The organism is Pseudomonas putida W15Oct28 (assembly GCF_000708715.2).
GTDB lineage: Bacteria > Pseudomonadota > Gammaproteobacteria > Pseudomonadales > Pseudomonadaceae > Aquipseudomonas > Aquipseudomonas putida_R.
The window spans coordinates 162940-184685 of the sequence record NZ_JENB01000001.1 but is presented as its reverse complement, the minus strand read 5'-3'; the positions used below and the strand labels follow the sequence as shown (position 1 = coordinate 184685).

General features: G+C 58.8%; 19 protein-coding genes. 4 read left to right on the top strand and 15 right to left on the bottom strand.

Translation table 11 applies throughout. The features are described 5' to 3' along the window. Window positions 1–29: 29 nt before the first annotated feature. A complete protein-coding gene (locus AK81_RS00795; RefSeq protein ID WP_043196007.1) occupies window positions 30–680 on the bottom strand; it encodes an ankyrin repeat domain-containing protein in 651 nt (216 codons plus the stop codon). 115 nt (window positions 681–795) lie between these two features. Here AK81_RS00795 and ggt point away from each other — a divergent pair, with 115 nt between their 5' ends. Continuing rightward, window positions 796–2586 (top strand): gamma-glutamyltransferase, encoded by a 1791-nt coding sequence (gene ggt, locus AK81_RS00790; RefSeq protein WP_043196006.1) that lies wholly within the window; start codon window positions 796–798, stop codon window positions 2584–2586. Window positions 2587–2630: 44 nt separating this feature from the next. Continuing rightward, the gene (locus tag AK81_RS00785) at window positions 2631–3512 is read left to right on the top strand and encodes a LysR substrate-binding domain-containing protein (protein WP_016487399.1); all 882 of its coding nucleotides are present in this window, start codon (window positions 2631–2633) and stop codon (window positions 3510–3512) included. A gap of 189 nt (window positions 3513–3701) precedes the next feature. Here the strand turns inward: AK81_RS00785 and ctlX are convergent, their stop codons facing one another. Both ctlX and AK81_RS00775 read right to left on the bottom strand, forming a co-directional pair. Then, complete coding sequence (gene ctlX / locus AK81_RS00780; RefSeq protein WP_050491822.1) at window positions 3702–4655, bottom strand: citrulline utilization hydrolase CtlX; 954 nt, start codon at window positions 4653–4655, stop codon at window positions 3702–3704. 26 nt (window positions 4656–4681) lie between these two features. Beyond that, entirely contained in the window at window positions 4682–5734 is a 1053-nt protein-coding gene (locus AK81_RS00775) for an ornithine cyclodeaminase (protein ID WP_043196005.1), read from the bottom strand. Between the two features lie 191 nt (window positions 5735–5925). Between AK81_RS00775 and AK81_RS00770 the strand changes: the two genes are divergently transcribed. Both AK81_RS00770 and AK81_RS00765 read left to right on the top strand, forming a co-directional pair. Further along, on the top strand, window positions 5926–6348 hold the full coding sequence (locus AK81_RS00770; RefSeq protein ID WP_016499380.1) for an Lrp/AsnC family transcriptional regulator: 423 nt from the start codon (window positions 5926–5928) through the stop codon (window positions 6346–6348). Window positions 6349–6691: 343 nt separating this feature from the next. Further along, window positions 6692–8110, top strand: coding sequence for an amino acid permease (locus AK81_RS00765; RefSeq protein WP_043196002.1), 1419 nt, complete (start codon window positions 6692–6694; stop codon window positions 8108–8110). A 160-nt stretch (window positions 8111–8270) separates the two neighbouring features. On the opposite strand, the gene AK81_RS00760 is transcribed toward AK81_RS00765, so the two are convergent. The 12 genes from AK81_RS00760 to AK81_RS00720 all read right to left on the bottom strand — a co-directional run bounded on the left by AK81_RS00760 (window position 8271) and on the right by AK81_RS00720 (window position 21746). Then, entirely contained in the window at window positions 8271–8870 is a 600-nt protein-coding gene (locus AK81_RS00760; protein ID WP_043196001.1) for an START domain-containing protein, read from the bottom strand. Between the two features lie 473 nt (window positions 8871–9343). After that, window positions 9344–10042 carry a hypothetical protein gene (locus AK81_RS30695; RefSeq protein ID WP_241496040.1) on the bottom strand — a complete coding sequence of 233 codons (699 nt, stop codon included), beginning with the start codon at window positions 10040–10042 and terminating at the stop codon, window positions 9344–9346. Window positions 10043–10924: 882 nt separating this feature from the next. Next, entirely contained in the window at window positions 10925–11479 is a 555-nt protein-coding gene (locus AK81_RS28965) for a hypothetical protein (RefSeq protein WP_154100709.1), read from the bottom strand. A 277-nt stretch (window positions 11480–11756) separates the two neighbouring features. Then, window positions 11757–12083, bottom strand: a complete 327-nt coding sequence (locus tag AK81_RS28960; protein ID WP_154100708.1) for a hypothetical protein — start codon at window positions 12081–12083, stop codon at window positions 11757–11759. Then, window positions 12080–13135 carry an RHS repeat-associated core domain-containing protein gene (locus tag AK81_RS27745; RefSeq protein ID WP_154100707.1) on the bottom strand — a complete coding sequence of 352 codons (1056 nt, stop codon included), beginning with the start codon at window positions 13133–13135 and terminating at the stop codon, window positions 12080–12082. Before AK81_RS27745 ends, AK81_RS28960 begins: the two co-directional genes overlap by 4 nt. Continuing rightward, window positions 13108–13353, bottom strand: coding sequence for a hypothetical protein (locus tag AK81_RS30340; RefSeq protein WP_050491821.1), 246 nt, complete (start codon window positions 13351–13353; stop codon window positions 13108–13110). Before AK81_RS30340 ends, AK81_RS27745 begins: the two co-directional genes overlap by 28 nt. After that, window positions 13350–13718: a hypothetical protein gene (locus AK81_RS30335; protein ID WP_050491820.1), complete on the bottom strand. Its 369-nt coding sequence runs from the start codon at window positions 13716–13718 to the stop codon at window positions 13350–13352. The genes AK81_RS30340 and AK81_RS30335 overlap by 4 nt, the downstream gene beginning before the upstream one ends. 897 nt (window positions 13719–14615) lie before the next feature. Next, the gene (locus AK81_RS30185; RefSeq protein WP_241496039.1) at window positions 14616–15197 is read right to left on the bottom strand and encodes an RHS repeat-associated core domain-containing protein; all 582 of its coding nucleotides are present in this window, start codon (window positions 15195–15197) and stop codon (window positions 14616–14618) included. Further along, a complete protein-coding gene (locus AK81_RS30325; protein WP_043195997.1) occupies window positions 15112–16302 on the bottom strand; it encodes an RHS repeat protein in 1191 nt (396 codons plus the stop codon). The genes AK81_RS30185 and AK81_RS30325 overlap by 86 nt, the downstream gene beginning before the upstream one ends. Window positions 16303–16593: 291 nt before the next feature. Next, the gene (locus tag AK81_RS28945) at window positions 16594–17025 is read right to left on the bottom strand and encodes a hypothetical protein (protein ID WP_154100705.1); all 432 of its coding nucleotides are present in this window, start codon (window positions 17023–17025) and stop codon (window positions 16594–16596) included. A gap of 2 nt (window positions 17026–17027) precedes the next feature. Then, entirely contained in the window at window positions 17028–18488 is a 1461-nt protein-coding gene (locus tag AK81_RS30180) for an RHS repeat-associated core domain-containing protein (protein WP_050491819.1), read from the bottom strand. 147 nt (window positions 18489–18635) lie between these two features. Further along, entirely contained in the window at window positions 18636–21746 is a 3111-nt protein-coding gene (locus AK81_RS00720; protein WP_050491818.1) for a DUF6531 domain-containing protein, read from the bottom strand.

Sequence of the window (21746 nt, the reverse complement as noted above, 5' to 3'; positions counted from 1 at the left end):
CTCCTACAAGGATCGTATCCGGCGGCAAATCAGCGGGTCAGTAGCGTCTCCATTTCTCGGTACCCTCGCTGGCGCGCATGCTCCAGCGCGGTAACCCCGTCCTTGTCGGCAATCTGCCGATCCGCGCCCGCCGCCAGCAGCCGGCGCACAATCTCCACATGTCGCGGTCCGCCATCCCCCAGGATCACTGCCTCCATGAGCGCGGTCCAGTGCAGCCGGTTCAGGTGGTTCACGTCCACCCCAGCGTCGATCAGCATCTGCACGGTCTCGACATGCCCACGCTCGGCCGCAGGGATCAACGCAGTTCCCCCGTAGCGGTTGGTGCTCTTGAGGTCGGCGCCGTGGCTCAAGGTCAGCCGCAGGATGTCGTTGAGGCCGCGGGCACCGGCGTACAGATAGGGGCTGTCATCAATCTTGTCTTTCGCGTTCACGTCGGCACCGGCCTCGATCAGCGCTTGGGCCGCCGCAACCTGGTTGCCGTGGGTGGCCACCAGCAGGGCAGTGCGGCCTTGCTCATCACGGCTGTCCAGTGGGGCACCTTGTGTCAGCAACTGTTGCAGGGTGCGCACGTCGTCCTGGCGGGCGGCGTTGTGCAGGCGGTTGTCCATGGTGGTGTTCTCGGCGTGGGCGGCAAGGCTGGTGAACAGGGCTAGCAGCATGGCTGCGGCTGATCTACGCATGGGGTGGCTCCTGATTGACCTCCCAGCATCCTAGAAAAATCACACCAAGTCTTGAAGTTAAGTTTGCGCATGACCCACAGTGGCCTGCTGAATAGACAAGGCAGGAAGCAAAACGATGAAGTTCTCCACACCGCTGATGAGCGCGCTGTGCCTGGCGGTCGCGAGTGGGTGGGCCTGTGCCGACCAGGTGTTGCCCGCGCCACCTGAACTGGCCTCCGGCTACCGCACTGGCCTGCAGCCTGTGCACGCCGACCGGCATATGGTCGCCGCCGCCAACCCGCTGGCCAGCGAAGCGGGGCGGGCGATGCTGCGTGCCGGTGGCAGCGCCATCGACGCGGCCATCGCCATGCAAATGGTGCTGACCCTGGTCGAGCCGCAATCCAGCGGCATCGGTGGCGGGGCCTTTATCCTCTACTGGGACGGCAAACGCGTGCAGGCTTTCGACGGCCGCGAGGCAGCCCCGGCGCAGGTAACGGAAAAACTGTTCTTGCAAGCCGATGGTTCACCGATGCCGTTCAGGTCGGCGCAGATCGGCGGGCGTTCAGTGGGTGTGCCCGGTGTACTGCGCGCGCTGAAACTGGCTCACGAGCAGCACGGCAAGCTGCCTTGGCAGCAACTCTTTGCCCCGGCCATCAAGTTGGCTCGTAACGGCTTCCCGGTTTCCGCACGCCTTCACACCCTGGTGGCAGGTGACCCGTATATCGCTCGTTCACCCGCCATGGCGCGCTACTTCCTGGATGAAAAGGGCAAGCCGCTGCCGGTGGGCACGACGTTGCGCAACCCCGAACTTGCGCAAACGTTCGAGCAGATTGCCGCGCACGGGCCCCAGGCGTTCTACACCGGTGAAATCGCCCGGGCCATCGTGGCCAAGGTGCGCAGCCATGCCAATGCCGGTTATCTGTCATTACAAGACCTTGAGCAGTACACCGCCAAGGAACGCGAGCCAGTGTGCGGCCCCTACAAGGCCTGGCGTATCTGCGGTATGCCGCCGCCATCGTCGGGTGGGGTGACGGTGTTGCAGACGCTGGGCATGCTTGAAGCCGTGCAGCGCGCCACGCCACAGCGCGACCTGGCGGCGCTGCGGCCGCTGGCGAGCGCGTCCCCGGCAGGCCTGGAGGCACCGCCGCTGGCCGTGCACCTCATCGCCGAAGCCGAGCGCCTGGCCTATGCCGACCGCGCTCAGTACCTGGGCGACAGCGACTACGTGCCGGTCCCGGTCAAAGCCCTGACCGACGCCACCTACCTGGCCAGCCGAGCAGCGCAGATCGGTGATCACAGCATGAAGCGCGCTCGCCCGGGCCAGCCCCAAGGCGCCGACCTGGCCCTGGCACCCGATCGCTCGCCTTTGCGCATTTCCACTTCGCACCTCAGCGCAGTGGATGACAGCGGCCAGGCATTGGCCATGACCACCTCGGTGGAGGCCGCGTTCGGTTCGCACCTGATGGTCAGGGGCTTCTTGCTCAACAACCATCTGACCGACTTTTCGTTTATCCCCCAGGAGCACGGCAAGCCCGTGGCCAACCGGGTACAGCCGGGCAAGCGGCCGCTGTCGGCGATGGCGCCGACATTGGTGTTCTCGCGTGCTTCTGGCGAGTTTGTGGCCAGCCTTGGTTCGCCGGGCGGCTCGCAGATCATTGGCTACGTGAACAAGGCCCTGATCGGCTTGCTGGATTGGCAGCTCGACCCGCAGCAGGCTGCCGGCCTGCCCAACTTCGGCAGCCGCAATGCCGGCACCGAAGTGGAAGCCGGGCTGGCCAGCCCAGCGCTTGTCCGCCAACTGGCGGCCTGGGGCCATGAGGTGACACCGATGACCATGACCAGCGGCATGCAGATCATCCAGCGCAGCGGCGATGGCTGGTCCGGTGGCGCCGACCCACGGCGTGAAGGTGTGGCCCTGGGCGACTAGCCGTGATAGAACGCAGTCTTGCCATTCAGCAGTTGAATACCAAGATGTCTATCAGCGTGAAATCGAATAGAGCCCTGTTCGACCTCGACCTGCTACGCGCCATTGTGGTGGTGGCCGATTGCGGCAGCTTCACCACGGCGGCGGCGCGCCTGCACTCGACCCAGTCGACCATCAGCCAAAAGGTCCGCCGCCTGGAAGACATGGTTGGCCACCGCTTGCTGGTGCGGGGTAACCGCGATGTGCTGCCGACCGACGCCGGGCAGACCTTGCTCGGCTATGCCCGGCACATGCTGGCGCTGAATGACCAGATGCTCGAAGCCCTGGCCGGGGCGATGGTAGGCACCACCGTCCGCCTGGGCGTGCCTGAGGACTTCGTTGGCGGGCGCACCACCAATGCGCTGTCGGCGTTCAGCCGGCTGCACCCGCAAGTGAAACTGGAAGTGACCAGCGGCCTGTGCCGCGACCTCAGCCAGGCCTACGACAACGGTGAGCTCGACCTGGTGCTGCTCAAGCAGCGGCGCAACACCCGGGAGGGCGTGGCCTGCTGGCCCGAGCGCCTGCAATGGATCGACAGTGCGCGCACCCCCGCCTTCGAGCTGGACCCGATCCCGCTGGTGACCTTCCCGCCGCGTGGCCTGTACCGCGAGGACATGATCAACGCTATCGAAAGCATGGGCCGGCGCTGGCGCATCAGTTTCACCAGTTCCAGCCTCAGCGGTATCCAGGCGGCAGTTGCCGATGGCATGGGCATCAGCCTGCTGCCACCAAGGGCGGCCACGGGTGAGCACCGGGTGTTGGGGGCAGGGCAGGGGCTGCCGGAGGTCGACAGCTATGAAATCGTTATCGTCCACCGGCCGACGGCAGACGTGATGGTCAAGGCATTGGCCGAGGTCATGACACAACTGCTGGCGGGTGGTGGGATCTGACGATCTGGGCGGAATGTGGAATTCAACGCCCCGGTGTTGGATGGGTATCCTACACCGGGGCGCAGCTCACATCACTGTGGGAGCGGGCGTGCCCGCGAACACGGGCGGAGCCCGTGCCAGGCACCGTGTTGGAGCCTTCGCGGGCGTGCCCGCTCCCACAGGAGATCGAGTCGGCCGACGGTTGATTGGTCAGGCGCAGGCCGCAGCCAAGCGTGGCGACAGATGAATGCCGGCAATCATGCAGCGCACCGAGCCGCCGGCCATCTCGATGGTGGGCACGTCCAGCGGTACCAGCCGCGCCGAGCGCTCGATGCGCTGGCGCTGCTCACCGGTCAGGCTGTCGTAGGCCTTGCGTGACAGCGCCAGAATGCGCCCGTCACGCCCGGACAGTTCGATGGCATTGCCGGCAAACTGGCTGATCTGCTGGTTGCTCAGGTCAATCACGTCGCGGCCCGACTCGATCAGCCGCATGCGCACTTCCTCGGCCCGCGCCTTGTTGGTGAACGTGCCAAAACCCACCAGTGCAAACTCGGTCGCCACGCACATCAGTACGTTGGTGTGGTAGATCGGCGTGCCTTGCTCGTCGGCGGTGTCGAATACCATCGGCTCGAAGTTGAAGTGCGTGCTGAAGCGCTCCAGGGCTATCGGGTCGGCGCGGTTGGAGCGCGCGGTGTAGGCAACCCGCGAGAGGTGGTCGAACACCATGGCACCGGTCCCTTCAAGAAACAGTTCATCCTGCTCCAGCCCCGAATAGTCGATCACGTCCTGCACGCGGTAATCGTGCTTTAGCATCTCGATCACATCCGCGCGCCGTTCGCGGCGGCGGTTGCGCGAGTACATCGAGTAGATCGCGATGTGCCCGCCAGGGTGGGTGGAGAACCAGTTGTTGGGGAAGACCGAGTCCGGGGTGTTGTGTTCGCCGAAATCGTCGAACAGGTGCACGCGTACACCTTCGGCCTCCAGCCTGCCGGCGGCCTGGGTGACTTCATCGCGTGCCACATCGGCCAGGGCTTGCGCCGCGATATCGGGGCTGCTGCGCTGGAACGAATTGTCGGCTGCCGTTTCCGGGTTGGGCGTGAAGGCATGTGGCCGGACCATGACCACTGCCGCAGGTGCTTGAATCGAACGCGTTGGGAATGCCATCTGGAAGTACCGGGTAGGAAGCTGGGTTAGGCAACGCGTCGGATGCGGCTTTTTGCGGCGCGGCCGCGGGTGTGGCTGAACAGGTCTTTCGGGTCGTCTTCCACCCATGGCACCAGGTCGATCTTCGTGCCCATGCCGCGCTTTTCTGCTTGCTGTAATACGTAACGTAGTACGGTGTAGTCCTCCAGAGCAAAGCCCACCGAGTCGAATACGGTGACCTGGCTGTCAGACTGGCGGCCCTCGGTTTCGCCGCGCAGCACGCGCCACAGGTCAACCACCGGGAAGTCCGCTGGCAACTGCTGGATGTCGCCTTCAATACGGGTTTGCGGCTCGTACTCGACGAACACCCGGGCGTTGCGCAGCACGTCGGCGTGTAGCTCGGTCTTGCCCGGGCAGTCACCGCCCACGGCATTCAGGTGCATGCCGGGTTCGAGCATGTCGGGGGTGATGATGGTGGCGTAGGCCTTGTCGGCCGTCACCGTGGTGATGATGTCCACGCCTTTCACGGCTTCGGCCACCGAGCCGGCCCGGCGAATGGTGAGGCCGCTGTATTCCTTGAGGTTGGCAATCAGCTTGGCGGTGGCCAGCGGGTCGGTGTCGTAGGCGACGATCTCTTCGATGCCCAGGTGCTTGTGGAAGGCCAGCGCCTGGAATTCGCTTTGCGCGCCGTTGCCGATCAGCGCCATCTTGCGCGAGTTCGGTCGGGCCAGTGCCTGGGCTGCCATCAGCGATGTGGCTGCGGTGCGCAGGGCGGTGGCGATGGTCAGTTCGGACAGCAGCACCGGGTAACCGGTTTCGACATCGGCCAGTACGCCGAAGGCCATCACCGTATGCAGGTCACGAGCGGTGTTGGCCGGGTGGCCGTTGACGTATTTGAAGGCGTAGCGGCTGTTGTCGGCGACCGGCATCAGTTCGATCACGCCCACTTCCGAATGGCTGGCAACCCGCGCGGATTTATCAAACTCCTGCCAGCGTTTGAAGTCGTCCCGAAGGGCCGCGGCCAGTTCGCCAATAAACGGCGCTACGCCAATGTCATGTACCAAGTCCGACATGGTTGGAACATCAATGAAATACGTCATGCTCTTGCACCTTGTTATTGTGCGTTGCCCCTCAAGTATTGACGGGTGAACGCTTAGGGTTATCGAAGTGTCGCCGGCTCGAACATTTTGATGAAAGGTTGCGTCAACAGGAAGAATGCAGGTTGCCAGTTTCGTCAACTTTCTAGACAATCTGCCACCCCAAAGTAGCAATCTGATTATTTGGCAGGCTTATGGACACTATCGATCGGGAACTGATTGCGCTGTTGCGGGACAATGCCCGTACCCCCGTGCTGACCCTGGCGAAGAAGCTCAAGGTGGCCAGGGCTACGGTGCAAAACCGCATCACCCGGCTCGAAGAGCAGGGCGTGATCATCGGCTACACGGTACGCTTGCGCTCCGATGCGCTGGACCAGGGCGTGCGGGCCATTACCAGCATCGGCATCAGCGGCCACCACGCCGCAGAGGTCAAACACGCGCTACGCGGGCACCCTAATGTGGTGGCCATTCACACCACCAATGGTCGATGGGACCTGATGGCAGAGCTGCGCGCCGACACCCTTGAAGCGTTCGACCGGGCGCTGAACACCATCCGCTCGATCCCGCACATCGAGAATACCGAGACCAGCATCCTGCTCTCGACCTACAAGATGTGACCGCTGGGTCAGGCCTTTTGACAGGTGTATTGCGCAAACTGTCACCCAGGCTTTCCACAGTGCAAAAAATCCCTTTGGCTGTGCGCATTCTGTAGCGTTCCGCTTGGCCAAGGCCGCTGGCAGAATGAAACCGTTTTTTGCACAACCGTATCAGGCGCACAACCCAGGGTGCGTTTCAAACAATAAAAAATCCCGCTGCGAAGTTGCACCGGGCGTGAGTCTCCGTCTTCGTTATTATCTGCGCTTTTATCATTTTCAATGACAGGAACCTGCACCTTAGTGCCAATTAGTTGGTGCGGCGCGGGGCGCTGAAGTTTTACAAAAAAAGAATAAGAGGTCGACTATGCATCAAACGTGCAATTCGCAAAGCACCGCGCCAGAAGAGGGCCGAGTGCTCAAGCGACGGCTGGAAAACCGCCACATACAGCTGATTTCAATCAGTGGTGCTATTGGCACCGGGTTGTTCATGGGCTCGGGCAAGATCATTGCGCTGTCCGGCACGTCGATCATCCTGGTGTACGCCATCATCGGCTTTTTCGTGTTCTGCATCATGCGGGCCATGGGCGAAATGCTGCTGGCCAACCTGCAGATGGAGTCGTTCGCCGACCTGGTGCACAACTACCTGGGGCCGCGGGCCGGCTTCATCCTCAGCTGGTCGTACTGGCTCAGCTGGGTGGTGGCGGCAGTGGGCGACGTGGTGGTGGTGGCGGGGTTCGTGCAGTACTGGTACCCGGATGTACCTACCTGGCTGCCGGCGTTTGCCACGATGTTCCTGTTGCTGGGGCTGAACATGCTGGCGGTGAAGGCTTTTGGTGAAGTGGAGTTCTGGTTCGGCCTGATCAAGATTGTCGCCATCGTGTTGCTGGTGGTCACCGGCCTGGTGATGGTCGCCACCTCCTATACCACGCCCGGCGGGGTGACGGCGTCGTTCAGCCACCTGGTGGCGCCAGGCGTGGTCATGCCGCATGGCATTCTCGGCTTCCTCGCCGGGTTCCAGATCGCGATTTTCTCCTTTGTCGGCACTGAGCTGATCGGTACTGCGGCGGCAGAGGCCAAGGACCCCGAGAAGACCCTGCCCAAGGCGATCAACACCATCCCGGTGCGCATCCTGCTGTTCTACATCTGTTCGCTGGTGTGCATCATCAGTGTGGTCTCCTGGGCCAATGTGCCGGCCAACCGTAGCCCATTCGTCGAGTTGTTCCTGCTGGGCGGATTGCCCGCTGCTGCTGGCATCATCAACTTCGTGGTGCTGACCTCGGCTGCGTCGTCGGCCAACAGTGGCGTTTACTCGGGCTCGCGCATGCTCTACGGCCTGTCGCACCAACAACAGGCGCCGACGGCGTTCGGGCGCCTGTCCGGCTCGGGTACGCCGGTGCGTGCGCTGGTGTTTTCGGGGGTATGCATGGCAATTGCGCTGACGCTGCTGTTCGTCATTCCTGAAGTGATGACGGTGTTTACCCTGGTGTCGACCATTTCTGCCGTGATGATCATCGTCACCTGGTCGCTGATTCTGATGTCCTACTTCGCTTACCGCCGGCAAAACCCGCAGGCGCACGCGCAGTCGAAGTTCAAGCTGCCTGGCGGCAAGGTCACCGCCGCGCTGTCGCAGCTGTTCCTGATCTTCGTGCTGTGCCTGCTGGCGCTGGAGCCGGACACCCGCACCGCGTTGTATGTGATGCCGCTGTGGTACGCGGGCCTGTTGCTGGCCTACCGGCGCAGAACCAAAGCCTCTGCCCAACCGCAGACAGCTACCGCTGCCTGAACCTGCACTGGCCTTTGTAGGAGCGGCCTTGTGTCGCGAAAGGGCTGCGAAGCAGCCCCAGCAATTTGTGCATTTACGCTGAAATCCCGGGGCTGCTTCGCAGCCCTTTCGCGACACAAGGCCGCTCCTACAGGGGGCGGTGCAGGTACTTCAGCACTCGTCAGGGCTGGCGCTCAGCAACTGCCCGCAATGTGCGCAACGTCACCACCGGCGCATCCACCACGAACCGGTTGGCCAACCACCCCGGCACATCCCCGGCCGGGTCGGCCTGCAGTTGGTACGTCACCTCGGTCTTGCGCTCGCCCAGCGGTTTCATCCGCCACTCGCCGCTCAGGTGCTGTACACGGATCAGCCCTTTCACCTCGGGGATCCTGCCAGGCTCAGCACTCAGGCGCCGCAGCAGGGTGCCGTCATCCAGGCGTTCGCTGGTCACTTTCAGCACAATGTCCCGCGGCATCGTCGGCCATGGCAAGTTGGTGGTCAGGTACACCCATGTATTGGCGCCATCCACTTCCAGCAGGCGCATCTGGTCACAGGCGTATAGCCACTTGCAGGCCACGCGCAGGTTCTCTTGCAGGTCGGTGAGGGTGCGCACGCTGGCTTTCATGGTGCTTACACCACGAAATTGCTGGTAGGGCGAATCATTCGCGCCACTGAGGTACACGCGGATGCCTTCGCGGTCGTAAGCCAGGTTCCAGTCTTCGGCGGCCGGGGCAGGGGTACACAGCAGCAGGGCGGTGAGCAGCAGGCAGCGGTTCATGGCCGGTACCGCGCGGGGGATGGGTGTTTTAGTATGAGTAACAACGAACGCCTTCGCCATATTTGCGAAGCATTTCGGGCGGATTTGGCCGCCAGAGCCAGTCAGGTCAAAACTTATACTGAACCTTGAGCGTTAGCTGGGAGCGACCACGTAATTTCTATTCACATGAACCGGTTGCCGCGGTAACTCGACCACTTGGTTGGACACCGCAGGTGAAATGGCCTTGCTTGCCGTCCGTGGTGCGCTCCAACAAATTGCCGCGCTCGTCATAGCGGTACTGCGTGCCGCAATAGCTGCGCAGTACGTTGTCGCTCATCCGTTGCGGTGAGTGCCGGTTGGGGCCCGGTGGTGCCTGTGGATCCAGCAGGTTGCTGGCGGGGTCGAAGGCGAAGATTTCTTTCTTGTAGTAGTCGCCGGCTTCGAGCAGGCGGCCGACCGGGTCGTAGCGGTAGAAGGTATCGCCACGCCGCAGGTCATTGATGTGGGTGAGTTGGCCGCTGGTGTCGTAGGCGTAGTCGCGCAGCGCTATGCGCGTGGTGGCGCCGCGCCGGGCCAGGGTCTGCTGTTGTAGCTGGCCGTTCGGCGTCCAGGTTGGCGTCGTATTCATGCTGGAACACCGCGACCTTCGGTTGCTTCATGTACTTGAAGTGCTGATGCTCGCGGGTGTTGTTGCCCGCCAGGTCGTAGAACCCTTGCAGCTTGCAGTCCTTGTTCTCGGCGATCAGCAGGTTGCCATTGCCGTCGTAGGCGAAGGTTTCGGTTTCCCACTCTTTGCCGCCACGCTCGCCCGCCCGGCTTTCCACCAGGCGGCCCATGGCGTCGTATGCGAAGTGGGTGATGCGGTCGCCATCGAGGCGGCGGGTGGGCTGGTGGCTGCTGTGATCGTAGAGGTAGTTGGTGACCTGCTTGTCGAAGCCGGTCTCCTTGATCAGCCGGCCCGCCGGGTCGTACTTGAAGCTGGCTTCGCTGTTGTTCTCGTTGCGCAGGCTCACCAGCTGGCCGAGTTTGTCCCAGCGGTAGGTGAGGGTGCTGTCGTCCGGATTGTGGCGCCGGTGAATCAGGCCGGCTTCGTTGTAGGCCCCGGCGGTACGCCGGTGCAGTGCGTCGGTGTAGCTGAGCAGGCGGCCTTCGGCGTCGTGTTCGAAACGGTCTTCAGTTTTGTCGGGGTACACCAGGCGGGTCAGTTGGCCGGCCTGGTAGTGATATTCGGTGGTTTCACCCGCTGCGTTGATGGCTTTGCTCAGCTGGCCGAGTGCGTCGTACTTCCACAGCGTGGTCTTGCCGGAGCAGTCGGTGTAGCTGGCCAGTTGGCCATCGCGGGTGTAGCCGAGCTTTTTCTCACCGCCGTTGGCGTCGATGATGGCGGTGGGCAGGTTGTCGCTGTTGTAGGTGTACTGGGTCTTGTTCTCCAGCGGGTCGAGAACCTAGGCGCTGACGTATTGGCCATAGGCGATTGTTGAGGTCGCACTTTTTTAGCTCGACCCGCTATTCCGTAAATTTTTAAAGATCAGCCCTGCTTTGTGATTATCGAAGTGTTCGCTTTCTCCGGGTTAGGATTGTTGACGGTAAGGTAGCACTGCCCGTGTTGACACCGATGTCTGTGAGTTGCACCAGTTTTTTTGACTTCTTTGGTGGGATTTAATAATCATCTTATTGTCCTTGTGGAGGTTGTTTGAGTTTTGTGGTTAGAGATTCTTGTCTCGACCTTATAATCTTTATTTATTTATTGAGTTCTGTAAGGTCTGGTGAGTTCTTTTTTGCGCTTTTAGAGTTCTCCCAGGGTCAAACTTTTGATTTTAAAAGCTCCATGCCTTTTTGGGTGAAATCGCTCATTCGTAGTTAGGTATCTATTAGGTTGTTTTGTTTGTCAAATATTCTTTTGGTCAATAGACCTTCTTTTTGGAAAAAGAAGCGTAGAGCCGTTAGTGGTCGAATAACTATTTTTTGGATTGCCAAGTCCGGATTTTCATTGAGGGTCTGATAGCATTGAGCTTCAGACTCTACTCTGCTCCAAATTAGCGAGTTTTTTCTAAATTTAAGTTTTCCGTCATAAGCTATTTGTTTTTTTTGGATTTATTTTTCATAGTTATTTGCGGTGTATACCCTTGTTCTTGATTCTTGGCTTGGTATTTTCCTGCTCTGAGGAATCGATGCCAATTTTTTCTGGATACTAGGGCTCCATCTGTCCAGAAGTGGTTGCTGATAATGTCGCCATTACAGGTCTTCACGCCAGGGCGGGCATGTTTTTTTAACAGCTTTCTAAGCTCTTTGTTTACTGAGCGGCTGGTTGGAGATGGATCTGCGCTAAAGCGGCTTGCACCAAGAGCAAAGTCATCCTCGCCGCCGTAGCTAATGGTTATAAAATTGCTACGCTCTTCCCTTAATACTTGATGCTGTGGCAGGTCTGAAATATTCGACTGGTCTGGTGGAGGGCCGATCAAAACATCTATTTTAAAAGCATTACCCCATTCGTAATTATTGCTCGTGGTCAACGGCTGATAGGGGGTCTCAGTGCTATTAGCTCCATAAGCTGTCAGGCCGGTATTGTTTGATAAGATCTTGCTTAGCTCGATGAGTTCGTCAAGGCTGATGAAAATGTTTATGTCCATTATTTTTTATCCTTGCAAGGGCAGTAAGTGCGAAATTCTACATCGTCAGGAACATCGTTGCCCTGTGTCTGGTGGCGTAAGTCTTCCATAGCTAGAATCTCGCGTTTTACCGGATCACCATTAGCGTAGGTTCTACCCACTTGACCGTCGATTGACATTCCATTGCTATCCTTGAAGATGTAGCGCACTGCGTCTTGCGGCTAATATCTCAATCGTCAATGCGTAGTTTTTGCACTTTCGATATGAGGGTATGCTTCTATGCTTGCAAGGCTTTACGCTAGATATTTTTTAGGCGAAAAGCTTGCCTCAATGAAACTTCATCATCTCTGTCTCCATCCTCAAAGCACCTAAATTTCGCATCAAGTAAGATTGCTGAAAATAATTGATAAAGGTATGGTGTGGGGATCAAAATTTCTAACCATGCACGCGTGTCATCGCACTTTAAAAGTCTTGCGTCGTAACCTTCTAGTGTGTTGCTTTGCTGGTTTTTTATGTGAAGCTCTTCGTGAGTTGCTTTTTTGCATACCCCACTTGCTAGCAATTTTTCAAATAGATCTTGCAGTGACTTGGATTCTTCAAAAATAAGTTCATATTCGTAGCTCATGATCCGTGCCGCCTTCCTCGTACAGTGGGTAGATCAGCTGGGTTGCGTATGCCGATATGGGTCTGGTTCGGATCTTTGGAAATGAATCCACGATCGTTAAGTTGGTTGCCCGCAGGGTCTTCTTTGTGGACGTGTGCGTTATTTCCAGATTTATAAACGCAAGGGCATTTGTTACCATATTTGTGGACTCGTACTTCTGATCCGTCAAGGTGTTTCCATGTCTCATTTATGCCGTTATTTTTCGACCTCAAGAAGCCAGCTTCAGTAAGTGTTGAACCGGTCATGGCCACACTTTGTCCTTTCATTCTTGGTAGGGCGGATGCAGCTGAAAGACCAAGTGGATCGATCCATAGTACTGGATTCGGGGAATACTGGTAGGTGTTCAGACCTCCTTGCAGACCTATAGGGTCTTTGCATGTAAGTCGCCCCACCCTGGGGTCATAATATCGGTGACGGTTATAGTGCAGCCCCGTCTCAACATCCCAATACTGCCCCTGAAAGCGTAGCGGATTCCGGATATCCGCCCACTTCGCCTTATCGCTCCGTGTCTCCTCCGCCAACCCCCAGGCCTTGTACGTCCCGCGCCAGGCAATCTCGCCATCCTCGTCGGTCAATTCCATCGGCGTGCCCAGGTGGTCACACTGGTACCACGCCAGCGCATCAAACGGCCTGGGCGTCGGCTTGTGTTGCCACACCGGATCCTTGTCGATGTCATACGGGAAGACATACACCGGCTGGGGTATCAACTCGACCACCCGGTTGGACACCGCCTGCGCCACCGGCACAAAGGTGCCGGGCTCGAACACATAATGCGTGCTTCGCCCGTGGCGCTCGCGGTCCCGGCATTCAAACGCCAGGGTGTCGCCTTCCCACACATACCAGGTGAAGCCACACCCCAGCTGTTCATCCAGCTCTCGCCGCTGGTTCTCGTTCCACAGCGGGCCGGCTTGCCGCCGGTCGCGGTACTTGGCGTGGGGTTTCTTGTACAGGCGACGACCCAGCGCGTCATAGCCGAAGCTGACGGTCAGGCGGTCATCTTCGTAACGGCGCAAGCGGTTGTGGAGATGTGGTAGTCGCCGGCTTCGAGCAGGCGGCCGACCGGGTCGTAGCGGTAGAAGGTATCGCCACGCCGCAGGTCATTGATGTGGGTGAGCTGGCCGCTGCTGTCGTAGGCGTAGTCGCGCAGCGCAATGCGCGTGGTGGCACCGCGTCGGGCCAGGGTCTGCTGGTGCAGCTGGCCGTTCGGCGTCCAGGCCTGGCGCTGGATCAACCCGTTGCCTTGCTCCCGGGCGATTTCCCGGTGCAGGTCGTCGCGCCATACGTCAGCCAGCTGATCCGATGGCCATCCGGCCGGGTGGTGGCCACGCGCAGGTTGAGGGCGTCGTATTCATGCTGGAACACCGCGACCTTCGGTTGCTTCATGTACTTGAAGTGCTGATGCTCGCGGGTGTTGTTGCCCGCCAGGTCGTAGAACCACTGCAGCTTGCAGTCGTTGTTCTCGGCGATCAGCAGGTTGCCATTGCCGTCGTAGGCAAAGGTCTCGGTTTCCCAGTCTTTGCCGCCGCGCTCGATCAGCCGGCCCGCCGGGTCGTACTTGAAGCTGGCTTCGCTGTTGTTCTCGTTGCGCAGGCTCACCAGCTGGCCGAGCTTGTCCCAGCGGTAGGTGAGCGTGCTGTCGTCCGGGTTGTGGCGCCGGTGAATCAGGCCGGCTTCGTTGTAGGCCCCGGCGGTACGCCGGTGCAGGGCGTCGGTGTAGCTGGCCAGTTGGCCGTCGCGGGTGTAGCCGAGCTTTTTCTCGCCGCCGTTGGCGTCGATGATGACGATTGGCAGGTTGTCGCTGTTGTAGGTGTACTGGGTCTTGTTCTCCAGCGGGTCGAGAACCTAGGTGCTGACGTATTGGCCATAGGCGATTTTTTAAGGTCGCACTTTTTAGCTCGACCCGCTATTCCGTAAATTTTTAAAGATCAGCCCTGCTTTGTGATTATCGAAGTGTTCGCTTTCTCCGGGTTAGGGTTGTTGACGGTAAGGTAGCACTGCCCGTGTTGACACCGATGTCTGTGAATTGCACCAAATTTTTTGACTTCTGTGGTGAGATTTAATAACCATCTTATTGTCCTTGTGGAGGTTATTTGGTGTTCTCTGGAGTTGCCTGTTGTTTATTTGAGTTTTGTGGTTAGAGATCCTTGTCTCGACCTTATAATTTTTAGTTGTTTATTGAGTGCTGTAAAGTCTGGTGGGTTCTTTCTTGCGCTTTTGGAGTTTTCCCAGGATGAAACTTTTGATTTTATAAGCTCCATGCCCTCTCGGGTAAAATCGCTCATTCGTAGTTCGGTATCTATAAGGTTGTTTTGTTTGTCAAATATTTTTTATCAATAGACCTTCTTCTTGGAAGAAAAAGCGTAGGGCTGTTAGTAGTCGAATAACTATTTCTTGGCTTGCCAAGTCCGGGACGAGATCATTGTTTTCATCGAAGGTCTGATAGCGTTGGGCTTCAGACTTAACGGTGCTCCAAATTAGCGGGTCTTTTCTCATTTATGGTTCTCTGATAATTATAGAGGGGCCGGTAATAGGTACTAGATTTTTTGTTTTTCTGTCTCGTATGTAAGTTCCGCCGTTCTCAATAATTCTTCTTTCTTTCTGAGATTGGGATCTTTTGTCTGCAGTGAGGCTAGTGATTTCATAGGTGTGAGCTTTTCCGTCTTCGATTACCACAGTGTCTATTCGACGTCTAGTGTTTGTGACGTCAGTGTCGTAAACAGAGTTTCCAGCAGAGTCTCGCAGGTAGCATTCGCATTGAATTGTTGCATTTGGATGCGCAGACGTTAATTTTTCGTTCACGGTCCTGTGTCGCCTATCGCCTTCAATAGGGTTTCTAGTGCGGGCGAGGCCAAGAGGGTCCAGCCATTGAATAGGGTTGAATGCGTAGGTATATAAGTTAGGTCCGCCGTTGAGTCCGATCGGATCTTTACTAATGAATCGCCCTACCTGCGGATCATAGTAGCGATATCGGTTGTAATGCAGCCCCGTCTCAACATCCCAATACTGCCCCTGAAAGCGTAGCGGATTCCGGATATCCGCCCATTTCGCCTTGTCGCTGCGTGTCTCCTCGGCCAACCCCCAGGCCTTGTACGTCCCGCGCCAGGCAATCTCGCCATCCTCGTCCGGGTTCGAACACGTAATGCGTGCTTCGCCCATGGCGCTCGCGGTCCCGGCATTCAAACGCCAGCGTGTCGCCTTCCCACACATACCAGGTAAAGCCGCACCCCAGCTGTTCATCCAGCTCTCGTCGCTGGTTTTCGTTCCACAGCGGGCCGGCTTGCCGTCGGTCGCGGTACTTGGCGTGGGATTTCTTGTACAGGCGCCGACCCAGCGCGTCATAGCCGAAGCTGACGGTCAGGCGGTCATCTTCGTATCGGCGCAAGCGGTTGTGGAGGTCCCAGGTGAAATGGTCTTGCTTGCCATCGGTGGTGCGCTCCAGCAGGTTGCCGCGCTCGTCATAGCGGTACTGCGTGCCGCAATAGCTGCGCAGTACGTTGTCGCTCATCCGTTGCGGTGAGTGCCGGTTGGGGCTCGGTGGTGCCTGTGGGTCCAGCAGGTTGCTGGCGGGGTCGAAGGCGAAGATTTCTTTCTTGTAGTAGTCGCCGGCTTCGAGCAGGCGGCCGACCGGGTCGTAGCGGTAGAAAGTATCGCCACGCCGCAGGTCATTGATGTGGGTGAGCTGGCCACTGCTGTCGTAGGTGTAGTCGCGCAGCGCTATGCGCGTGGTGGCGCCGCGCCGGGCCAGGGTCTGCTGGTGCAGTTGGCCGTTCGGCGTCCAGGTTTGGCGCTGGATCAACCCGTTGCCTTGCTCCCGGGCGATTTCCCGGTGCAGGTCATCGCGTTGGTAACTGAGCAGTTCGCGGTCGTCGAGCTTGAGGCTGAGCAGGTGACCGCTGCCATACGTCAGCCAGCTGATCCGATGGCCATCCGGCCGGGTGGTGGCCACGCGCAGGTTGAGGGCGTCGTATTCATGCTGGAACACCGCGACCTTCGGTCGCTTCATGTACTTGAAGTGCTGATGCTCGCGGGTGTTGTTGCCCGCCAGGTCATAGAACCACTGCAGCTTGCAGTCCTTGTTTTCGGCGATCAGCAGGTTGCCATTGCCGTCGTAGGCAAAGGTTTCGGTTTCCCACACTTTGCCGCCGCGCTCACCCGCCCGGCTTTCCACCAGGCGGCCCATGGCGTCGTACTTGAAGCTGGCTTCGCTGTTGTTGAAGTTTTTAAAGAGCGAGCACCGGCTGCGGTATCAGTTCGACCACACGGTTGGACACCGCCTGCGCCACCGGCACAAAGGTCCCGAGTTCGAACACATAATGCGTGCTTCGCCCATGGCGCTCGCGATACCGGTACTAAAAAGTCAATGTATCGCCTTTCCACGATTACCTTACGATCCAAAACCCCCAAATGCTCAGTCAGCGGCTATTGCGCAATGTTATTTAATCACTGGCTTAAAGCTATTGAATTTCCTAGGCTAATCGGGTTTATGTATTTTTTTTCTTAGCAAGGATCTGCTTGTTAAAAGATCTAAATAAACGGCGCTAGATGCTGGTATGCTGTTCTTCGGGTTTTCGAGAAAGCTTTCTATTCCTTCCTCAAGCGCTATAAGTAATTCAAGGTACTTTACCTTAAAGCTTAAAGATCTCCCGTGAATTATTGAAACTGCATCTTTTTGTTTTTTGAATTTTATGCGAAATGAAGAGTCAGCTGCGATGAATTCAAAATTCTTATTATTTTTAGTGAGTCCGTCAATCAGTGATGTGATTGATAGGTATATCATGTTCGAATGTTTTGGGTTGAGTTTTGAAGATATGCAGGCGTTTTCCGATATCAAGGAAATATCTCCGTGGTCAAATTCGGTTGCAAGATAGGAATCATCTGTTCGTGTAAAATTGAATGTAATCATGGCTACTCACTTCTGACCGGGAACATAGTAATGGTTCTATTATTATCACTGGAGTCAAAAATTCCGCGAACTCTGTCCCGTTTTCCGTTGATTTTCATTCTTTTTTCGAAGGTCTGGATTCGTTTATCTGGTTCACTCACTCTGGTGCCGTGTTGTATAAGGCATTCGCAGGCTTGTTGTATTTGAAGCTGCGTCGTTCCCGCGGCAAAAAGATCTCCGTGACCTTTTTGCGTGTTTGTACCGCTAATATGTCTTTCATCTATATGTCGCCATCCTTCCTTGGAGTTTCCTGGCGCAATCCATGGTCTAGGTAACTTTCTTCCAGCTAATCCGAGTGGGTCGACCCAGTCTGTGGGGGATAGACAATAAGTATAAAGGTTGAGGCCTCCGTCAAATCCTATCGGGTCTTTCCCAATAAAACGCCCTACCTGCGGGTCATAGTAGCGATAACGGTTGTAATGCAGCCCCGTCTCAACATCCCAATACTGCCCCTGAAAGCGTAGCGGATTCCGGATATCCGCCCACTTCGCCTTGTCGCTGCGTGTCTCCTCCGCCAACCCCCAGGCCTTGTACGTCCCGCGCCAGGCAATCTCGCCATCCTCGTCGGTCAATTCCATCGGCGTGCCCAGGTGATCGCACTGGTACCACGCCAACGCATCAAACGGCTTGGGCGTCGGCTTGTGTTGCCACACCGGATCCTTGTCGATGTCATACGGGAAGACATACACCGGCTGCGGTATCAGCTCGACCACACGGTTGGACACCGCCTGCGCCACCGGCACAAAGGTGCCGGGTTCGAACACATAATGTGTGCTTCGCCCATGGCGCTCGCGGTCACGGCATTCAAACGCCAGCGTGTCTCCTTCCCACACATACCAGGTAAAGCCACACCCCAACTGTTCATCCAGCTCTCGCCGCTGGTTTTCGTTCCACAGCGGGCCGGCTTGCCGTCGGTCGCGGTACTTGGCGTGGGATTTCTTGTACAGGCGCCGACCCAGCGCGTCATAGCCAAAGCTGACGGTCAGGCGCTCATCTTCGTAACGGCGCAAGCGGTTGTGGAGGTCCCAGGTGAAATGGCCTTGCTTGCCATCGGTGGTGCGCTCCAGCAGGTTGCCGCGCTCGTCGTAGCGGTACTGCGTGCCGCAATAGCTGCGCAGTACGTTGTCGCTCATCCGTTGCGGTGAGTGCCGGTTGGGGCCGGGCGGTGCCTGTGGATCCAGCAGGTTGCTGGCGGGGTCGAAGGCGAAGATTTCTTTCTTGTAGTAGTCGCCCGCTTCGAGCAGGCGGCCGACCGGGTCGTAGCGGTAGAAGGTATCGCCACGCCGCAGGTCATTGATGTGGGTGAGCTGGCCGCCGGTGTCGTAGGCGTAGTCGCGCAGCGCTATGCGCGTGGTGGCGCCGCGCCGGGCCAGGGTCTGCTGGTGTAGCTGGCCGTTCGGCGTCCAGGTTTGGCGCTGGATCAACCCGTTGCCTTGCTCCCGGGCAATTTCCCGGTGCAGGTCGTCGCGTTGGTAGCTGAGCAGTTCGCGGTCGTCGAGCTTGAGGCTGAGCAGGTGGCCGCTGCCATACGTCAGCCAGCTGATCCGATGGCCGTCCGGCCGGGTGGTCGCCTAGCTGAGCAGTTCGCGGTCGTCGAGCTTGAGGCTGAGCAGGTGACCGCTGCCATACGTCAGCCAGCTGATCCGATGGCCATCCGGTCGGGTGGTGGCTACGCGCAGGTTGAGGGCGTCGTATTCATGCTGGAACACCGCGACCTTCGGTTGCTTCATGTACTTGAAGTGCTGATGCTCGCGGGTGTTGTTACCCGCCAGGTCATAAAACCATTGCAGCTTGCAGTCGTTGTTCTCGGCGATCAGCAGGTTGCCATTGCCGTCGTAGGCGAAGGTTTCGGTTTCCCACTCTTTGCCGCCGCGCTCACCCGCCCGGCTTTCCACCAGGCGGCCCATGGCGTCGTATGCGAAGTGGGTGATGCGGTCGCCATCGAGGCGGCGGGTGGGCTGGGTGCTGCTGTGATCGTAGAGGTAGTTGGTGACCTGCTTGTCGAAGCCGGTCTCCTTGATCAGCCGGCCCGCCGGGTCGTACTTGAAGCTGGCTTCGCTGTTGTTCTCGTTGCGCAGGCTCACCAGCTGGCCGAGCTTGTCCCAGCGGTAGGTGAGGGTGCTGTCGTCCGGATTGTGGCGCCGGTGAATCAGGCCGGCTTCGTTGTAGGCCCAGGCGGTACGCCGGTGCAGTGCGTCGGTGTAGCTGAGCAGACGGCCTTCGGCGTCGTGTTCGAGGCGGTCTTCAGTTTTGTCGGGGTACACCAGGCGGGTCAGCTGGCCGGCGTGGTAGTGATACTCGGTGGTTTCACCCGCTGCGTTGATGGCTTTGCTCAGCTGGCCGAGTGCGTCGTACTTCCACAGCGTGGTCTTGCCGGAGCAGTCGGTGTAGCTGGCCAGTTGGCCATCGCGGGTGTAGCCGAGCTTTTTCTCGCCGCCGTTGGCGTCGATGATGGCGGTGGGCAGGTTGTCGCTGTTGTAGGTGTACTGGGTCTTGTTCTCCAGCGGGTCGAGGGTTTCGATGATGTTGCCGCGCTGGTCATGGTCGTACTTCCACAGCCCGCCCTCGGCATCGCGTGTCTTGAAGCGCTGGTCGAGGTCGTCGTAGGCATGGTGCACCAGTACACCATCAGGGCGGGTGTGCTGCAGCAGGTTGCCGCGCTCGTCGTAGATGTAGCGGTCGACACTGCCGTCGGTGTGCACGTGCTGGATGACGTTCTTGCCGTCATCGCGGAACAGCCACTCTTCATTGCCGTCGGGGTAGATGATGCGGTAGGTGTAGCCGAAGTAGTCGTAGTAGTGGCGGGTTTCCTGGCCAAGGGCATCGGTGACGGTGGTGAGGCGAATATGCCTGTTCCACTTCAGGCGTGTGTCGAAGCTGCCATCGTCTGCCCATTCGCGTACGGCTTTGGCATCCGGGCCGTCGCCCAGCCATTCAAGGTTGATGGCCCGTTCCGTACGGTCGGTGTAGCGCGTGACCAGGTGGTGTTGGTACTGATAAGTCCACTGCGCCCCGTGCTCATCGCGTGCCGCGCGCAGGTCGTCGTGCTCGTCGTGGTCGTAGCCGGCCAGCTGGCGTGCCTGCCGGCCATCCTGCATCAGCCAGAGTGCCCGGATGCGGCCGTGCTCGTCGAGCTGGGTCTGCACATGCCGATGCTGGTTTTCATCCTGGTAGGTGATCAGGTCTGAAAGTACGGCCTTGCCCGCGTGTTGATGCTCGTAATGCAGCGCGATGCGTGCGCCGCCACGTTCGATGATGCCGACCAGGCGGTAGCGATCACCCACGCGCAGGTAGTGTTCATGGCGCTGATGACCGTGGGCCAGGGCCAGGCGGTTCTCATCCACCCGGATAAGCAGGGTTTTTTCTACCGGGTCCCAGAGGGGCTTGCCCTCCTTGGGCAGGGCGTAGCGGTGCGTGCGGCCATCGTCGGCGTGGTACAGCACGCCCTCGTCGACGACATCGAACCGCATCGAGAACGGTGTTAGCCAGCGCGCCCCGAATTCGCTGTCATCGTAGGCGTCCAGGCTGGAGCGGTAGGTGCGGTGCCAGGCGATGGGAAATACGCCTGGCAGGTTGAAGTCGACATGCACCAGGGTTTCGGTGCCCCGCGCAAAACTGATGCTCTTGCTGGTGCCGGGGCAGGTGCCGTTGAGGTTGCAACGCGGGTCATTCTTGGGCCGGGCTTCGTTGTGGGTGGCTTCCACGCTGCTTGCGGTGCCTTTTTGCTTCGCCACGCCCGAGCCGTGCGCCGGGGTGTTGACCGAGAGCCGGCGCGCGGGTTTGCGCTTGCGCAGGCCGGCGTTGAGCTGGGACAACAGCCAGGCAATGCTGTTTTGCGTGGCCGGGTTGGCCAGCGCGGTCAGCATTTGCCGGATCAGCACGGCCAGGCCCTTGAGCACTTTGATGTGTGGCTGAACAAGTTTTACTACCAGGCCAGTGTTGCTCGCTGCCGCTTTGTAGCCCTCGGTCGCGCCGTACTGAAGCGCCCCGGCTGCGGTGCTGATGACCGCGCCGGCTCTGTCCAGCAGGCCCCAAAGGGAGGGCTCTTCGATGGGGGCATAGATCGCCTGGGCGCTGTTGACGATCGCCTTGCGCTGCTGGGTGGTGTCGATCTCGCCCTTGGCGATGCGCTCGATGGCATCCGCCAGGCTGTTGAGGGCCTGGAAGCCGGTGTTGGCGGCGTTGTTGAGGATGCCGGGCAGTTCGGTTTCGGCGCGCTCGACAAAGGTTTCGATTTCGCCCATCAGCGTGGCGCCGAGGTGGCCGACCATGAGGCTGATCACGGCTTCGGCAAAGTCGCCTTTGTTTTTCTTCAGCTGCTGCCGTGCCAGGAACAGCACCGGGCGTAGGGTCATGCGCGCGGCGGCCATGGTCGGCGGGACGGGGACCACACCGATCAGGTTGATGCCCAGGCTGACCCAGTCCAGCGGGTCACTGGAGCCGGTCTTGGTCAGGTGGATGATGTCGCCCAGGGCATCGAACAAGGCGACGATGTTGCCGAGCACCGGCACCGCGCCGGCCCAGGCCTTGACGGTGGCGAGGTCGATCTGGTTGCCGCTGAGGTCCAGTAGCCACTCGTTGACGATTTTTTCGCCTTGGCCCAGGTCTTCCGCGACCAGGTTGTTCAACGGGACGAGGGCGACCTCGCGTTCTTCGATTTCTTTCTTGTCTTGTGCATTCAT

Bases quoted from the DNA above. Each gene is read 5' to 3' on its own strand.
- AK81_RS00795 (WP_043196007.1), bottom strand. From the start codon at position 680: ATGCGTAGATCAGCCGCAGCCATGCTGCTAGCCCTGTTCACCAGCCTT.
- ggt (WP_043196006.1), top strand. From the start codon at position 796: ATGAAGTTCTCCACACCGCTGATGAGCGCGCTGTGCCTGGCGGTCGCG.
- AK81_RS00785 (WP_016487399.1), top strand. From the start codon at position 2,631: ATGTCTATCAGCGTGAAATCGAATAGAGCCCTGTTCGACCTCGACCTG.
- ctlX (WP_050491822.1), bottom strand. From the start codon at position 4,655: ATGGCATTCCCAACGCGTTCGATTCAAGCACCTGCGGCAGTGGTCATG.
- AK81_RS00775 (WP_043196005.1), bottom strand. From the start codon at position 5,734: ATGACGTATTTCATTGATGTTCCAACCATGTCGGACTTGGTACATGAC.
- AK81_RS00770 (WP_016499380.1), top strand. From the start codon at position 5,926: ATGGACACTATCGATCGGGAACTGATTGCGCTGTTGCGGGACAATGCC.
- AK81_RS00765 (WP_043196002.1), top strand. From the start codon at position 6,692: ATGCATCAAACGTGCAATTCGCAAAGCACCGCGCCAGAAGAGGGCCGA.
- AK81_RS00760 (WP_043196001.1), bottom strand. From the start codon at position 8,870: ATGAACCGCTGCCTGCTGCTCACCGCCCTGCTGCTGTGTACCCCTGCC.
- AK81_RS28965 (WP_154100709.1), bottom strand. From the start codon at position 11,479: ATGGACATAAACATTTTCATCAGCCTTGACGAACTCATCGAGCTAAGC.
- AK81_RS28960 (WP_154100708.1), bottom strand. From the start codon at position 12,083: ATGAGCTACGAATATGAACTTATTTTTGAAGAATCCAAGTCACTGCAA.
- AK81_RS30325 (WP_043195997.1), bottom strand. From the start codon at position 16,302: ATGGGCCGCCTGGTGGAAAGCCGGGCGGGTGAGCGCGGCGGCAAAGTG.
- AK81_RS28945 (WP_154100705.1), bottom strand. From the start codon at position 17,025: ATGATTACATTCAATTTTACACGAACAGATGATTCCTATCTTGCAACC.
- AK81_RS00720 (WP_050491818.1), bottom strand. From the start codon at position 21,746: ATGAATGCACAAGACAAGAAAGAAATCGAAGAACGCGAGGTCGCCCTC.